Source organism: Apilactobacillus bombintestini (assembly GCF_003627035.1).
GTDB classification, from domain to species: Bacteria; Bacillota; Bacilli; order Lactobacillales; family Lactobacillaceae; genus Apilactobacillus; species Apilactobacillus bombintestini.
The window spans coordinates 65,569-80,288 of record NZ_CP032626.1; the positions used below are offsets into that span (position 1 = coordinate 65,569).

Annotated in this window: 14 protein-coding genes; 6 read left to right on the plus strand and 8 right to left on the minus strand. The window is 37.2% G+C overall.

The window, feature by feature from the left end; translation table 11 throughout:
• Positions 1 to 8 precede the first annotated feature (8 nt).
• The 6 genes from sufC to D7I45_RS00320 all read left to right on the plus strand — a co-directional run bounded on the left by sufC (position 9) and on the right by D7I45_RS00320 (position 5,721).
• Entirely contained in the window at positions 9 to 770 is a 762-nt protein-coding gene (gene sufC, locus D7I45_RS00295) for a Fe-S cluster assembly ATPase SufC (protein WP_120783807.1), read from the plus strand.
• Positions 767 to 1,924, plus strand: coding sequence for a SufD family Fe-S cluster assembly protein (locus tag D7I45_RS00300; RefSeq protein WP_120783808.1), 1,158 nt, complete (start codon positions 767 to 769; stop codon positions 1,922 to 1,924). Before sufC ends, D7I45_RS00300 begins: the two co-directional genes overlap by 4 nt.
• Complete coding sequence (locus D7I45_RS00305) at positions 1,917 to 3,134, plus strand: aminotransferase class V-fold PLP-dependent enzyme (RefSeq protein ID WP_120783809.1); 1,218 nt, start codon at positions 1,917 to 1,919, stop codon at positions 3,132 to 3,134. The genes D7I45_RS00300 and D7I45_RS00305 overlap by 8 nt, the downstream gene beginning before the upstream one ends.
• Positions 3,121 to 3,543, plus strand: a complete 423-nt coding sequence (gene sufU, locus D7I45_RS00310; RefSeq protein ID WP_120783810.1) for a Fe-S cluster assembly sulfur transfer protein SufU — start codon at positions 3,121 to 3,123, stop codon at positions 3,541 to 3,543. The genes D7I45_RS00305 and sufU overlap by 14 nt, the downstream gene beginning before the upstream one ends.
• Positions 3,527 to 4,936, plus strand: coding sequence for a Fe-S cluster assembly protein SufB (gene sufB, locus D7I45_RS00315; RefSeq protein ID WP_120783811.1), 1,410 nt, complete (start codon positions 3,527 to 3,529; stop codon positions 4,934 to 4,936). Before sufU ends, sufB begins: the two co-directional genes overlap by 17 nt.
• A gap of 185 nt (positions 4,937 to 5,121) precedes the next feature.
• Positions 5,122 to 5,721, plus strand: coding sequence for a pyroglutamyl-peptidase I (locus D7I45_RS00320; protein ID WP_120783812.1), 600 nt, complete (start codon positions 5,122 to 5,124; stop codon positions 5,719 to 5,721).
• A gap of 244 nt (positions 5,722 to 5,965) precedes the next feature.
• Here D7I45_RS00320 and D7I45_RS00325 read toward each other — a convergent pair whose 3' ends face one another.
• The 8 genes from D7I45_RS00325 to rpsF all read right to left on the minus strand — a co-directional run bounded on the left by D7I45_RS00325 (position 5,966) and on the right by rpsF (position 14,647).
• Positions 5,966 to 7,597, minus strand: coding sequence for a peptide ABC transporter substrate-binding protein (locus D7I45_RS00325; RefSeq protein ID WP_162924046.1), 1,632 nt, complete (start codon positions 7,595 to 7,597; stop codon positions 5,966 to 5,968).
• A gap of 608 nt (positions 7,598 to 8,205) precedes the next feature.
• Positions 8,206 to 9,384, minus strand: a complete 1,179-nt coding sequence (locus D7I45_RS00330; RefSeq protein WP_120783814.1) for an MDR family MFS transporter — start codon at positions 9,382 to 9,384, stop codon at positions 8,206 to 8,208.
• A gap of 61 nt (positions 9,385 to 9,445) precedes the next feature.
• On the minus strand, positions 9,446 to 10,825 hold the full coding sequence (dnaB, locus tag D7I45_RS00335; protein WP_120783815.1) for a replicative DNA helicase: 1,380 nt from the start codon (positions 10,823 to 10,825) through the stop codon (positions 9,446 to 9,448).
• A gap of 21 nt (positions 10,826 to 10,846) precedes the next feature.
• Positions 10,847 to 11,299, minus strand: coding sequence for a 50S ribosomal protein L9 (gene rplI / locus D7I45_RS00340; RefSeq protein WP_120783816.1), 453 nt, complete (start codon positions 11,297 to 11,299; stop codon positions 10,847 to 10,849).
• Positions 11,300 to 11,373: 74 nt separating this feature from the next.
• Positions 11,374 to 13,410: a DHH family phosphoesterase gene (locus tag D7I45_RS00345; protein ID WP_120783817.1), complete on the minus strand. Its 2,037-nt coding sequence runs from the start codon at positions 13,408 to 13,410 to the stop codon at positions 11,374 to 11,376.
• 130 nt (positions 13,411 to 13,540) lie between these two features.
• The gene (gene rpsR / locus D7I45_RS00350) at positions 13,541 to 13,777 is read right to left on the minus strand and encodes a 30S ribosomal protein S18 (RefSeq protein WP_120783818.1); all 237 of its coding nucleotides are present in this window, start codon (positions 13,775 to 13,777) and stop codon (positions 13,541 to 13,543) included.
• Between the two features lie 28 nt (positions 13,778 to 13,805).
• Positions 13,806 to 14,312 (minus strand): single-stranded DNA-binding protein, encoded by a 507-nt coding sequence (gene ssb, locus D7I45_RS00355; RefSeq protein WP_120783819.1) that lies wholly within the window; start codon positions 14,310 to 14,312, stop codon positions 13,806 to 13,808.
• Positions 14,313 to 14,356: 44 nt separating this feature from the next.
• A complete protein-coding gene (gene rpsF / locus D7I45_RS00360; protein WP_120783820.1) occupies positions 14,357 to 14,647 on the minus strand; it encodes a 30S ribosomal protein S6 in 291 nt (96 codons plus the stop codon).
• Positions 14,648 to 14,720: the final 73 nt, after the last annotated feature.

The window sequence follows — 14,720 nt, forward strand, 5'->3', positions numbered from 1 at the left end:
AGGACAAATTGTTAGAAATTAAAGATTTACACGTTAAGATTAACGAAACCGATGAACCCGTTATTAACGGTTTAAACCTAACTATCCCTGATGGTGAAGTCCATGTCATCATGGGTCCTAATGGAACCGGAAAATCTACTCTTTCACAAACTATTATGGGTTCACCTAAGTACACGATTACGCAAGGTACTATCGCCTTTAACGGCAAAAAATTAAACGATATGGCTACCGACGAACGTGCTCGTTTGGGCTTGTTTATCGGTATGCAATATCCTACTGAAATCGGCGGTATTAAAAACGTCGACTTCATCCATGCTGCTATGGACGCGGTAGCCGACAAGCCGGTTTCCGTGCTAGATTTTATGAAACGTCTCGAATATGTAATGGACTTTTTAGACATTGATGAATCCTACACCGATCGTTATTTAAACGAAGGTTTTTCCGGTGGGGAAAAGAAACGTAATGAAATCTTACAAATGATGATGATTCAACCTAGTCTAGCTATCTTAGATGAAATTGATTCTGGACTAGATATCGATGCGCTAAAAGTCGTTTCTAAAGGAATTAACGCTATGCGCGATAAAGACTTCAGTTCATTAATTATTACTCATTACAACCGCATTTTACGCTATGTAAAGCCCGACGTAGTGCACGTAATGATGGAAGGTCGCATTATTAAAAGCGGCGATTATCACTTAGCTGAACAACTAGAAGCTAACGGATATGAACCTTTGCGTGAAAAATTAACTAAGACGGAGGATCCATCATGAGTTTAACAATTGCTGATTTTGCTAAAAGCCATAACGAACCACAATGGCTATCAGTTAAACGCATGGTGGCCAACGACATGCAAAAGTCGATGCGCTTAGCACCTAACTTAAGAAAATATAACTTTGCTGCTCCTGCTTTAGAAGAACGTCGTATAAATAAAGAAAACCTAGCATCTTCATCACTCCAAGATGCTGGGGTAGTCATGATGGACTTATTCGCCGCTGCCAACGAATATCCCGAATTGATTCAAGAAAACTTTATGGAAAAAGCTATTTCCTGGCGTGATAATGCCTTAAATGCTCGCCATCTTGCCTATCTACAAAGTGGAGGTTTCGTTTTTATTCCTAAAAATGTCTCTGTCCATGAATCTATCGATATCTCTGCTTTAGTTGATCATAATCTACAAGAAAAGCACTTATTAATTATCGCAGCTGCTGGTTCTAACGTTTCCTTTACCTACAAAGATGACAATCATTACGCTGACCACGATTGCTTAATGATTGAAGTCCTAGTAGGTGACCACGCTAATGTATCCTTTTATGATGCTGCCATGACACACAGTTCTAAATCCCATCGCGTTTTAAATGCCTACTTAGCACAAAATGCTAACTTAGATACTTACGTAGGATTATTTAATAGTAGTGACAATCGCTACTACAGTAATGTGGATTTAGACGGTATGGGTAGCTCTAGTAAAATCAATTTAGTTAGTTTATCCGATCAACAACAACGACAAGATATCCAAACTAAAATTATTAATAAAAGCCCCCACACTAGTGGTTTAATATCACAACGTGGCATCGTAGCCGATACTTCTAAAACGGTTTATGACACTACTGGACAAATCAAGTTAGAAGCTACTGATTCTGATTCCGATCAAACCAGTCGTCTATTAACTTTAAGTCCCGAAAGCAAAGGAAAAATTGATCCTATTTTACTAATTGATAATCACGATGTGGTAGCGGGACACGCTGCCAGTGTGGGAAAAGTTAACCCTTCGCAATTATATTATTTAAAAACTAGAGGAATTGATGCCAAAACGGCTCGTTTCTTATTAACTCGCGGTTTCTTAACCCCACTAATCGAAAAATTCCCTGACAAATCGATTCAAAAACATCTATTACACAATTTAGAGGAGCGTATTCATGGATAATTTACACGTCCGTCATCATTTTCCCGTTTTCAATAAACAAAATGCTGACATGATTTATTTTGATAACGCTGCAACTACGCAAAAGCCCCGTTACGTCATTGATACCATTAGCGACTATTACGTAAATCACAATTTTAATGTTCATCGCAGTGTCTATTCTGACGCTGGCGAAACCACCGCACGATTTGAAAAAGCACGACAACATGTTGCTGAATTTATTAATGCTGCTTCACCCCAACAGATAGTTTTTACTTCTGGTACTACCGACAGTATTAACCTAATCGCTAACGGATATTACGCTAATCATTTACAAGCTGGCGACGAAATCGTGGTTTCCATTGCCGAACACCACAGTAATTTGTTGCCTTGGCAACGATTAGCTAAGAAAAACGGCGCTACTTTGCGTTTCATCCCCTTAACTGATGATGCTACTTTAGACCTCACAGCAGCTAAAAAAATCATTTCCGATAAAACTAAATTAGTTGCTGTTACCTGGGTATCTAATGTATTAGGTGATATTAGTCCTATCGCCGATCTAACTGAATTAGCCCATCAACATGGTGCCGATATTTTAGTTGACGGTGCACAAGCTGCCCCTGAATTGCCTATCGATGTAGAAAAAATTCCTATGGACTGGTTAGCTTTTTCCGGTCATAAGATGCTAGCCCCTACTGGCATCGGAATTTTATACGGCAAAACTTCGCTACTAGAAAATATGAACAGTCCTCGATTAGGTGGCGAAATGATTGAATCCGTTTCTACTACTTCCTACAAACCTAAAGAGCTTCCCTACCGTCTAGAAGCTGGTACGCCCAACATTGAAGGCGTTATTGGCCTAGACGCGGCTCTTTTATATTTAGAAGAATTAGAAATGCCGAAAGTTAAAACCCATTGTCAAAAACTGGGTCAGTATTTATACGATGAATTAGATCAACTAGACGGCGTTACCGTTTACGGTCCTAAGCTACGTGAAACGGGAATTGTCGCCTTTAACGTCGACGGTATTCATCCCCATGATGCTGCTACTTTCTTGGATGCCAAACACATTGATGTTCGTGCGGGACAGCACTGTGCCGAACCGCTAACTCATCAATTAGGCGTTAATGCTACATTGCGTGCCAGTTTATACATTTACAACACTAGAAGTGAATGTAAACGATTAGTCGATTCTATTAAAGAAATGAAGGAATTTTTCCATGGATTTAACTAGTATTTACCAACGCATTATTTTACAAAAAGCTCAAGAATGTCCTAATTCCCACGAAGTTACGGGTGGAGTTCACCTCACCAATCCCACATGTGGTGATGATATCAAGATTACTGCTGACATTTCCCGTAACCAACTAACTAACTTACGAGTGGCATGCGACGGCTGCATAATTTGTAAAGGTGCGACTGCAATGATGCTAGAAGCCATTGAAAATTTATCGACTGATGAAATCAACCAATTAGTATTAAACATGTCTAAAATGATGACGCACGAAGATTTCGATGATCAACTATTAGGTGATTTAGTTGCTTTTCAAGCGGTAGTTAAATTACCTATTCGGATTAAATGCGCCATGTTACCTTTTAAAGCTATTTATCAATTAATTAACGGAGATGATACCCATCGATAAATCCATCGAACATTTAAATGATGATTACGAATACGGGTTTAAAGATGATGTTAAACCCATTTATTCCACTGGTGACGGATTAACAGAAGACATTGTCCGTGAAATCTCAGCGCAAAAACATGAGCCTAAATGGATGTTAGATATTCGTTTACGTGCTTTTAAAATCTTTAAAAAACTTCCTATGCCCGACTTTGGCCCTGATTTATCTGATCTAGACCTAAGCAAAATCAGATATTTCCAACGTGCCACTGATTCGGTGTCTCGTAGTTGGGACGATGTTCCTGACGACATTAAAAATACTTTTGAACGTATTGGAGTTCCCGAAGCTGAACGTAAATATTTAGCGGGTGCCGAAGCTCAATACGAATCCGAAGCTGTTTATGCTAACATCAAAAAAGAATTCGCTGAAATGGGAATTATTTTCTGTGATACCGATACGGCATTGCAAGAACATCCCGATTTAGTAAAAGAATACTTCGGAAAATTAGTTACTCCTCAAATGAATAAATTCGCCGCTTTAAATACGGCAGTTTGGTCCGGGGGAGTATTCTTATACGTACCTAAAGGCGTCCACGCCAAAATCCCTATCCAAGCATTCTTTAGAATCAATGCTGGTCGTACCGGTCAATTCGAAAGAACTTTAATTATCGTCGATGAAGACGCCAGTGTTAACTATGTCGAAGGTTGCACTGCCCCTAGTTATTCCGAAGATAGTTTACATGCTGCCGACGTGGAAGTTTTCGTTAAGAAAAACGCCTTTTGTCGATACACTACTATTCAAAACTGGTCCGATAACGTTTATAGTTTAGAAACTAAACGTGCTTCAGCTGACGAAAATGCCACTATGGAATGGGTAGATGGTAACCTAGGATCTAAAGTTACTATGAAATACCCTAGCATTGACTTAAACGGTCCTTATGCTAACGGAACCATGTTATCCATTGCTTTTGCTAGTGGTGACATTTTCCAAGATACCGGATGTATCATGCGACATCATGCCCCTCACACCTCTTCTAACGTAGTTTCCAAATCCATCTGCAAAGACGGGGGCATATGTAATTACCGTGGTACTATCCGTATGATTGATAAAGCCCATTACTCCAAATCCCATATCGAATGTGACACTATCATCATGGATGATGATTCCCTAAGTGATACCATTCCCCACAACGATATTAATAATGGTGACTCTGAAATCGAACACGAAGCTAAAGTTTCTAAGATTTCGGAAACCGACTTATATTATCTAATGAGTCGTGGCTTATCCGAATCACAAGCTACTAAAATGATTATTATGGGCTTCATTGAACCTTTCTCTAATCAACTTCCTATGGAATATGCCATGGAATTAAACAAGCTAATTGATTACCAAATGGAAGATTCCGTAGGTTAATAAAAAGCCGCTAAGCTAAACGCCCACTGCGTTTATAAGCTTAACGGCTTTTTTTGTTTCACATGAAACATTTCTTAGATAGTAATACATAATGTGTCTTTTTAGCTTAAAAATATTAAAGCAATGCTATACTGTTAGCAACAGTTTATATCAGCTTTATTATTAAAACAAAGAAGGTTTTCAGCATGAAAATTTTAGTAACTGGATTTAATCCATTTAATGGATCTAACACTAACGCATCCATGAAAGTATTAGAATCACTACCCGATAAAATCGATAATGTTTCTATCATCAAACAACTATTACCTACTGAGTTCAAAAACAGTTCTGCCATCTTAAAAGAAACCGTAGATAAATTTACCCCGGATGTAATTGTTTGTTTAGGTGAAGCTGCCGGTCGTGACTCCATCACTCCAGAAACCATTGCCTTTAACGAAGATAATACGGTAGTGGCCGACAACGCTGGATACAAACCTAGTCACGAACCTATTCAAGCAAATGGTGATGAACATTATCACGTTAATATACCAGTTGAAGAAATTGTTAAAGCCCTAGTTAATGCGGGAATTCCTAGCAAATTATCTAACAATGCTGGTCGTTACGTATGCAATCACATTATGTATGAATGCCAATATTTAATTCATTCTCAATATCCTAATATGAAGGCTACTTTCATTCATCTACCAGCTAATCATCCCTACAAAAAAGATATGCCTACCCTAGATTTAGCCACTGAAGTTCAAGGTATCAAGATTGCATTATCTACTATTGAAAAAACTTTATAATTAAATTTAATTTGCTAAACATGCAAGCCATCGCAATGTATTATATACTGTATTTGTAAATAAAAAGAAGCCCTGCTGGAACAGGACTTCCACGTAGAGCCGTTAAACGCGGTGACTACTAACGATTATAAATTAAATTTTATTAATAACCGCCAGCTGGTCCGCAGCTAAGGCATATTAAAAAGCCGTTAAGCTAAACGTGAACAACGTTTTAACTTAACGACTTTTTATTTTGTCAGTATACTTATTTTTTAATATATGCATTACTGAAGTCCCAGTCAAAGCCGGCAGCAGAATGACCTACATTTTTAATATTGGTCTTTACTACTTGAGGTTCTGCACTTTGGAAGAATGGAATAATGCCTTGATCATTCATAAGAATCTTTTCGGCTTTAACCATGTCATCCCAACGTTTTGCTGGATTATTAGCATCAGTAGTTTCAGCAGCATTAATCAATTTATCGTAATCATGATTACTCCATCTAACAAAATTATATGGGTTATGAGTAGTCATCAATTCTAGGTAAGAAATTGGATCTGGATAAGTAGTTACCCAACCGGTAATAGTAGCATCATAATCAAAAGCAATTTGTCTGGACAAACGACTCTTAGTAGGAATATTGGTAGTGGTTACCTTTAGTCCAGGTAGTTTATTAAATGCAGCATTTTGTAGAAATTCAGTCATGGCTTTACCATTTGAAGAATCATCATACAAAATATTAAAGTTAATGGTCTTCTTACCTACTTCTTTCATCCCTTTCTTCCAGTACTTAATGGCTTCAGAAGGGTTATAAGTAGCAGCACTTTTGACGTATGATGCATCGGCAAAGTCTTTGCCTTTGTAAGAAGAAATATTCTTTGATACCAAACCTTTAGCAGCAAAGGAACCATCACCCATTACGTTGTTCAAAAATTGATTACGATTAATAATCATGGACAAAGCTTTTCTTAGATTACGATTTCTAAATTCAGGAATACGATTGAAGTTAAGTGCAATGTATGTAATTCGTGAATCAGAAAGTGTGTGAAAATCAGGAGAATTCTTAAAATGACTAACTTGTTGTTTGTTGGATGGTGTCATCTCATCTAGTTGACCTGATTCATATTCATTCAATGCAGTATTAGCATCTTTTTCTACGTTCATTCTGATTTTATCAATCTTGGTGTTTTTAGCGTTCCAATATTGGTTGTTTTTCTCTAGCATCCAGGTATCGTTGGTTCCAGTCCAACCAGTAATTTTATAAGGTCCGTCATAAATTTGGTTATTAGAAGTAGTTCCAAATTTAGCGCCTTGTGATTCTACATATGATTGTTTTTCAGGAAGATAATCAGCTTCAGCAACTAAGTATTTAAAGTATGGTTCTGGATTAGAAAGTTTAAATACCACTGTTTTATCGTTAGGAGCATAAACACCTAATGATTTATATGACATTTTACCTTGTTGGATAGCATCATAATTTAAAATATGATCCATATCGTAAGAAGTTTGTGAAGCAGTTTTAGGGTTTACAGTTCTTTTAATGGAGTAGACAAAATCTTGTGCAGTTACTTTACTACCGTCACTCCATTTAGCATCACGTAAGTGGAAAGTATATGTTTTACCATCTTTGGATACTTGATAACTCTTAGCAATACCGGGTCTAATTACTCCATTATTGCCGTTTACTAACAAACCTTGTTCAGCATTTAAGACTGTATCACTAGTAACTTGGTCTACGATTTTAGATTGATCAATAGAAGTTAATTCTGCAGAAGCCATCCAATTGATGGGTTTAGTAGTTCCGTTGTTTTGTGTTTGAGTAGCAGTATTTTTACCACATGCGGCAAGTCCCATTGCCATTAGTACCATGGTTGAACCTATAATAAATTTTTTCATCTCTAGCATCTCCAAATTTCAATTTTTTGTATTTTATAAATTAAGATATGTCAGAGACCATAACGCTTCTCTTATTCCTTCCAACCGTTTGTCGAAAATATGTAAATTAATAATTGATGCCTCCATGTTAATCCCCCTCAAAATATAAATAACTAGTAAATAAAAAAACGCCCCTTGGCTTATTGCCAAGGGACGTTTTCACGTGGTACCACCCAGATTTGAAATATCTTCACAGACATTTCCTCGCTCGTACTACACAAGTAAATTGCTTTATACGCGGTACGATAATGGGTACTACCATTTCACCTGGAAAAGTGAACTTATACAATGAAATCTTTCTGTTAATAGTCACAATGTCCTTTCATCTAACGACACTCGCTGTGTATGACTAGAAACATACTATCCTTCATCAAAAGTGTTTTTATTTAATAGTTATTTGTTTTGTTCAACGGTTTTTATATTATTCTCCATATGAGAAAATGTCAACGATTTTTTAATTAAATTTTAATAATTATAAAAATATCGAAAAATAAAAACCGTCTTAATCGCTTTATTATCAGCAAAAGACGGCTTTATAAAATATAAAAATATTTTTTATTATTTTTTAATTATTCTGAGTATTTAGTTACGCGTTTTTTCATAAATTGGGCAATAATTTGTGAAATAATGACTAACATTACACAAATAACCGTACATACGATGAATAAAAATCCATATGAAGTTTGATCAATTACGATTCCACCCAATAGTGGTCCAAAAGCTTTTCCGATGGCAGCCCAAGAATTAGTAAGACCTTGGTACTTACCCTTAACTTCTAGTGGCGTTAATTCGTTAACTAACGCTGGTATAGAAGGAATTACGGAAGCTTCTCCTAAAGTTAATACCACCATAGAAATCACAAATCCAGCATAAGTATGAGTGAAAATTAAGGTGAAGAAGGATAATCCAATAAAAATCATCCCAAAGTAAATTTGAAAATACAAACTATCATGTTTTTGCGCAATCCAGTTGATCAATAGTTGAAATACCACTAATAAGAAAGCATTCAACGTCCATAAGAAACTATACATAGCTAAGGAAATTCCGGCACCAGTAATGTATACGGACATGTTGGATACCCATTGTTCATATACAATCCAGATAATCGCTAAGGCGATAAAGAATGTCGTTACGATGACCCAATTAGGACGTGGTAACTTAACTTTGCTAGTGTGTCTTTCGGTTTTAACTGGATAAATAGAATCTTTCTTGTGATAAGTTAAAATCGCGCTAATGCCATAAATAGCTAAAATAACACTAGTTAACGTAAAGACGTGACCAATACCCATTGGATATAAATATCCGACCGCCATGGTTCCAAATACCACACCGACGTTTTGCGCTAAATATAGCATATTGAAAATATAACGTCCGGACTTCATGTGCACGGTAGTTCCTAACGAATTAATCATAGTTAGGTTCCAACCGGTGGTAAAACCAAATAACACTAACCCCACTGGATAATAAGGCCAGCCGTTGAAAAAGATTAGGGCTACAGAGATAAGCACCGAACTAACAATACCGAAAATCGTCAAAATATAACGGTTGTGACGGTCAAATAACTTACCGGCAATGTAGCTGCCCAACACGTTCGAAGCCGAGTATAAAAACAAAATTATGCCGACCTCGGTTAAACTTTTTCCTAACGCATTATGCATATATACCGTAGTTAACGGCCAGACGGTACTAACCGCAATGTTATTAATCAACGACCCTAAAAAGAGCCAGTGTAGTTTAATTACATCCATATGATCACCTCTTTATATTTTTTTACAAAAAAATCCTTAGCGACTGGCTAAGGATTTAATTTTACTCTTCTTGATTGTATGCAATCGATGAAAATTTATTATGTGATTTAATAAATAATAATTTAACGGTTCCACGAGGACCTGAACGGTTCTTTTCGATGATTACTTCTACTTCACCTACATCGGAACTTTCGTCATCCTCATCATCGTCGTCTTCATCGCCATCTTCACGTTCATAATAATCATCACGATATAAGAACGCAACGATATCGGCATCTTGTTCAATAGAACCAGATTCACGAATATCAGATAGCACAGGACGCTTATCTTGGCGTTGTTCCACACCACGAGATAATTGTGATAATGCGATTACGGGAACCCCTAATTCTTTAGCAATTTTCTTTAATTGTCGAGAAATATAAGAAACTTCTTGTTGACGGTTTTCTTGGCTTCCCCCATCAATCAATTGTAGATAATCGACTACGATCAAACCTAGATTACCGCTATCTTTAGCTAGACGTCTAGATTTGGCACGAATTTCAGAAATCTTAGTTCCGGCAGTATCGTCGATGTAGATGTTAGCTTTAGCTAAACTTCCCATCGCAATCATTAGATTGTTCCATTCATCCGATGTTAATTGACCGGTACGTAAATGGTTAGCATCGATACTTCCTTCCGCACAAATCATACGGTTAACTAAGGATTCAGCACTCATTTCCAAACTGAATATGGCCACGGTTTTGTCAGTCTTAGTACCTACATTTTGCGCTAAGTTTAGCGCAAAGGCAGTTTTACCAACCGCAGGACGGGCAGCTAAGATGATTAATTCATCATCATGCAAACCAGTAGTCATCTTATCCAATGCAGGATAACCAGTAGATAAACCAGTAACATCCGATTCTTGTGAAGATAGTTTTTCAATGTTGTTTAAAGAATCTTGTAAAACATCCCCGATTTTTTGAAAACCAGTATTATTACGTTCTTCAGACACACTTAGGATAGAATGCTCAGCATCATCCAATAAACTATCGATATCTGCGTTTTCATTATAACCTTTAGTTACAATGTCAGTGGCAGTCTTAATTAATCGTCTGGCTACCGCTTTTTCGTGCACACTCTTGGCATAGTAAACCGCGTTAGCGGCAGTAGGTGTGGTAGTAGCTAATTCAGCTAAATAAGCCACACCACCGGCATCGTCTAGATTATGATTATCTTCTAATTCACTTCGTAGAGTAGCAGCATCGATAGGTTGATCTTTATCATTTAAAGATACCATCGCTGCGAAAATCAATTGATGAGCATGGCGATAGAAATCGTCAGCGGTTACGAATTCAAGTGATTCTGGTAACCGGTCATTATCTAGTAAAATCGCACCCAAAAGAGATTTTTCTCCCTCTAAGTTTTGGGGTGGCGTTTGACTATTTATATAATCATTGCTCATGTTAATCCTCTATTTCAATTTTTATTTTTCACTTACATGGACACGCATAGTAGCAGTTACTTGTTTGTGAACCTTAACAGGAACATTAGTGTAACCTAGTGATTTGATAGGTTGTGATAATTCAACCTTTCTCTTATCAATTTTTAGACCATGTTGTTTTTCCATGGCTGCGACGATTTGTTTAGATGAAACTGAACCAAATAAACGACCGTCGGCACCCACTTTAGCAGTTAGTTCTACAACAGTTTTGTCGTCTTCTAACTTCTTCTTTAGTTCTTTGGCTTCTTGTAGTTCAGCAGCGGCTTCTTTTCTTTCCGCATTCTTTTCGCCTTCTAGTTGGCTAATAGCTGAGTTAGTGGCTGCTTTGGCTTTACCACGCTTGATTAAGAAGTTTTGTGCATATCCAGCAGGAACTTCCTTAACTTCACCGCGTTTACCTTTTCCACGTACGTCTTGTAAAAATATAACTTTCATCTAAACTCCTCCTCTGGCTATTTAAGTCTTATATTATTATAAACGCTATTGAGATATTTTTAAATAAATAGATATTAGTTATCTTCAGGCTCTTCAGGAGCTTCTTCAGAATGAACTTCATCAATAGCTTTCTTTAACATTTCTACTACTTCATCAATAGTTTTATCGCTAATTTGGGTAGCACCACTGGATAAGTGGCCTCCCCCACCTAGTTCTTCCATGACACGTTGTACGTTCACATCGCCATCACTTCTAGCAGAAATTCCGATTAAATCATCGGGACGGTGCGTGATAACAAAGGAAGCACTAACGCCAGACATGTTCAACAAGGAATCCGCAGCTTGGGCCGCAGTAACGGGGTCATAAACACGTTCTTGTTCACCCGCTACATACATCATATGGTTTTCGTCGTTGACGAATTGAGCCATAGAAATCAAATGCATTCTGGCCATGTAACTGTCTGGATTTTCTTGCATAAATTGTTGCATTTCTTCTGAATCCGCTCCAGAAGAACGTAGATAACTAGCTGCATCGAAGGTTCTAGTACCGGTTCGTAGAGTAAATGATTTAGTATCGACGAAGATACCAGTCAACATAGCAGTAGCTTCTAGCTTGCTGATAGGTTCAGCATCTTGTGATTGATATTCAAACATTTCAGTGATCAATTCACAAGTAGATGAAGCATAAGGTTCAATGTAAACTAACACTGGGTTTTCAGGGAATTCTTCACCACGACGGTGATGGTCGATAATCATAACCTTGTTGCTTAAACGTTGGTATAATTCTTCGGAAACACTCATCGATGGCTTAGAATGGTCCACCATGATTAGTAAACTGTTATCTGTAGCTAATTGTAGAGCCTCATCAGGCGTAATAATATCGTCTGCTAATTCGTCATCCTTCTTGGTCTTATCAATCAAACGTTGTACGTCAGAATGGAAAGTACCTTCAGGAATAACTACATAACAATGTTTATTGTTCATTTTAGCTAAACGGTGAATACCTAATCCGGCACCCACAGAATCCATATCAGGTTGTTGATGACCTTGTACAAAGATAGTATCGGATTCTTTAAATAATTCTTGTAGAGCTTGTGAGATCATACGAGCACGTACACGAGTACGTTTTTCCATAGGGTTAGTCTTACCACCATAGAAACGAGATTCGTGGTCTTTAGCTTTAACCACTACTTGGTCTCCCCCACGACCTAGCGCTAAGTCTAAGTCGCTTTGAGCTTGTTCAGCTAAATCATTTAGATTATTTTCTCCGTAAGCAATTCCCATACTCAAAGTTAAAGGATAGTTTTGCTTAGAAGTAGACTCTCTAATTAAATCTAAAATGCTAAATTTATCTTCTTCGATTTCTTTTAAGGTCTTAGAATAAGCCATCATAATATAATGGTCTTCATCGACTTGCTTAATAAAGAAACCAAAACGTTGTGCCCATACCGTCAATTCGTTAGTAACGTAATTACTTAAGTTAGAAATTTCTTGGTCGGTCATAGATTGGGTAATTTCATCATAATTATCCAAGAACACTTGACCAATGGCGATTTTTTCGTCATTGTAATCTTTTTCGATTTGATAATACTTAGTGATATCCATCATGTAAACGGTACGATATTCCTTTTGTACCAACATGGTAAAGTAATGATCGTTCCATTTTACAGTTGCGCAATCAGGATTATCCCAATTGTTTTTGAAGATATCATCTAATTCAGGATTAACTTCTTCTACAGTTTTACCCAATAGGTCTTGATCACCAAAGTAAGTGGTCAAGTAAGGGTTAACCCATTCAATCACACCAGTTTCACTGATCATTAAAACCCCTACTGGCATTTCTAGTAGAGATTCTTGTTCTCCACGGTGCATACGGTAAGATAGGTCAGAAATGTAATTATCAGTGCTGACGCTTAAATCATTCATTTTTTTGAAAACATAGGACAATACGGAGCATACGATGACTAAGAAAATAACTCCGGAGATCCAATCATAAAGAAAAGATACTACTAGTCCGAATATCGATAATAAGGTTAAAACTAATGTAATCCAACGTAAAATATTATTCTTTAAAAACGGTGGAAGATTAGTTAACGAAAACAAGCGCTTCATTATGACTCCTCTTTTTCTATTTGTTACCTCTATTTTATCACATATGGCAACTAGTTAAAAAAATGCGCCCATTTATAATGAGCGCATAAAAAAAGCTAGAATGAAAAATCATTCTAGCTATTATTTATTATTAGTCTTCTGAAACGAAAGGCATTAGACCCATGATACGGGCACGTTTGATAGCGATAGTCAACTTACGTTGGTTCTTAGCGCTAGTACCAGTAACACGACGTGGTAAAATCTTACCTCTTTCAGATACGAAACGACTTAATAAGTTAGTATCTTTGTAATCGATGTATTCGATATGGTTTGCGGCGATGAAGTCAACCTTACGGCGACGACGGCCACCTCTTCTTTGTTGAGCCATTAAATTTCCCTCCTCTGTTATTTACTCATTAAAATGGTAAATCATCATCGGAAATATCTATTTGATCACCTGAGTTGGCGAATGGATCAGCAGAATTGCCACCATTACCATTGTTGGCGTTATTACCGCCATTGTTAGATGTATCAAATGGATTATTATTTCCTGCATTAGATTGAGGAGCACCGCTACCGGCGTTGTTAGCATTTGGATTACTGGAACGAGGTTCTAGTAAAGCAAAGTTTTCAACAACCACTTCGGTAACATATACTCTTTGGCCTTGTTGATTTTCGTAATTTCTTGTTTGAATACGACCATCAATACCAACCAAAGCACCCTTGTGGGTGAAGTTAGCAAAGTTTTCAGCGGACTTACGCCAGATAACACAGTTGATAAAATCAGCTTCTCTTTCACCATTTTGGTTGGTGAAACGACGATCAACGGCTAGGGTAAAGTTACCAACAGCTGCGCCGCTTGGAGTGTAGCGTAAATCAACATCACGTGTTAATCTACCTGTTAAAGTTGTACGATTAATCATGCTGAAAATACTCCTCTCTTTTTTTAAAACAATTAAAGTCTAAATTATCTTCTTACAGTCATTTGACGTAGAATGTCATCACTGTACTTGCTTTGACGATCGAATTCGTCAATAGCAGTCTTGTCAGAAGTAGTCATGTTAACAACGTGGTAGATACCTTCGTTGTAACCACCGATTTCAAATGCGAAACGGCGTTTTGACCAATCCTTTGAATCAATAATCTTAGCACCATTGTCAGTTAGGACCTTGTCGAATTTAGCAACTAAGTCGTTCTTAGCGCCTTCTTCTAGATCTGGGCGAATGATGTAAGTAATTTCATATTTGTGTTCTTCCATGAATTACACCTCCTTATGGACTTTAGACCCTTTTCAATCAAAAGGGTAAGGAGTAAGAGTCTTTTATAACTAA

Bases quoted from the DNA above. Each gene is read 5' to 3' on its own strand.
- D7I45_RS00305 (WP_120783809.1), top strand. From the start codon at position 1,917: ATGGATAATTTACACGTCCGTCATCATTTTCCCGTTTTCAATAAACAA.
- dnaB (WP_120783815.1), bottom strand. From the start codon at position 10,825: ATGAGCAATGATTATATAAATAGTCAAACGCCACCCCAAAACTTAGAG.
- rplI (WP_120783816.1), bottom strand. From the start codon at position 11,299: ATGAAAGTTATATTTTTACAAGACGTACGTGGAAAAGGTAAACGCGGT.
- sufB (WP_120783811.1), top strand. From the start codon at position 3,527: ATGATACCCATCGATAAATCCATCGAACATTTAAATGATGATTACGAA.
- D7I45_RS00300 (WP_120783808.1), top strand. From the start codon at position 767: ATGAGTTTAACAATTGCTGATTTTGCTAAAAGCCATAACGAACCACAA.
- D7I45_RS00325 (WP_162924046.1), bottom strand. From the start codon at position 7,597: ATGAAAAAATTTATTATAGGTTCAACCATGGTACTAATGGCAATGGGA.
- ssb (WP_120783819.1), bottom strand. From the start codon at position 14,312: ATGATTAATCGTACAACTTTAACAGGTAGATTAACACGTGATGTTGAT.
- rpsR (WP_120783818.1), bottom strand. From the start codon at position 13,777: ATGGCTCAACAAAGAAGAGGTGGCCGTCGTCGCCGTAAGGTTGACTTC.
- D7I45_RS00330 (WP_120783814.1), bottom strand. From the start codon at position 9,384: ATGGATGTAATTAAACTACACTGGCTCTTTTTAGGGTCGTTGATTAAT.
- sufU (WP_120783810.1), top strand. From the start codon at position 3,121: ATGGATTTAACTAGTATTTACCAACGCATTATTTTACAAAAAGCTCAA.
- rpsF (WP_120783820.1), bottom strand. From the start codon at position 14,647: ATGGAAGAACACAAATATGAAATTACTTACATCATTCGCCCAGATCTA.
- D7I45_RS00320 (WP_120783812.1), top strand. From the start codon at position 5,122: ATGAAAATTTTAGTAACTGGATTTAATCCATTTAATGGATCTAACACT.
- D7I45_RS00345 (WP_120783817.1), bottom strand. From the start codon at position 13,410: ATGAAGCGCTTGTTTTCGTTAACTAATCTTCCACCGTTTTTAAAGAAT.